The sequence below is a fragment of the Dictyoglomus sp. genome (assembly GCA_025060475.1).
Classification (GTDB): Bacteria; Dictyoglomota; Dictyoglomia; order Dictyoglomales; family Dictyoglomaceae; genus NZ13-RE01.
The window spans coordinates 1-539 of the sequence record JANXBZ010000070.1 but is presented as its reverse complement, the minus strand read 5'-3'; the positions used below and the strand labels follow the sequence as shown (position 1 = coordinate 539).

Annotated in this window: 1 protein-coding gene; it reads left to right on the top strand. The window is 32.7% G+C overall.

The features are described 5' to 3' along the window. Positions 1-539: Eco57I restriction-modification methylase domain-containing protein (locus NZ841_08555; protein MCS7202809.1), on the top strand; the 539-nt coding region annotated here is incomplete at both ends.

Genomic DNA, 539 nt, shown 5'->3' with positions numbered 1-539 from the left:
AAAAAATCAGATCAAAGATTTACTTTTTAAAAAAGCTGAATACGAAAAAGAAACCGCCGACAAAGTACTGAGCTTTGATGTTTTTTCCCAAACAGCTACAGCAGACTGGTTTGATCCAGAGTGGATGTTCGGAGTCGAAGACGGATTCAATATAGCAATAGGTAATCCACCTTATGTAAGACAAGAGAAAATAAAAGAACTCAAACCGATGCTACAACATCAATTATATGAAACTTTTGTATCCACATCCGATCTTTATGTCTATTTTTATGAAAAAGGATACAATCTGCTTAAAAATTCAGGTATTCTCTGCTTGATATCTTCAAATAAATGGCTAAGAGCTAAATATGGAGAGAAACTTAGAAAGTTTCTCAGAGAAAAAACAAAGATTATAAAGATTATAGACTTCAGAGGGTTCTCTGTGTTTGAACAAACAGTAGATACTTGTATAGTACTTTGTAGAAAAGAAATTCCAAATGCTAACTTTGAAGTTGAATTTGTGAATGTTCCTTCAAATCTTAAAGGCTACGAAGAATGCA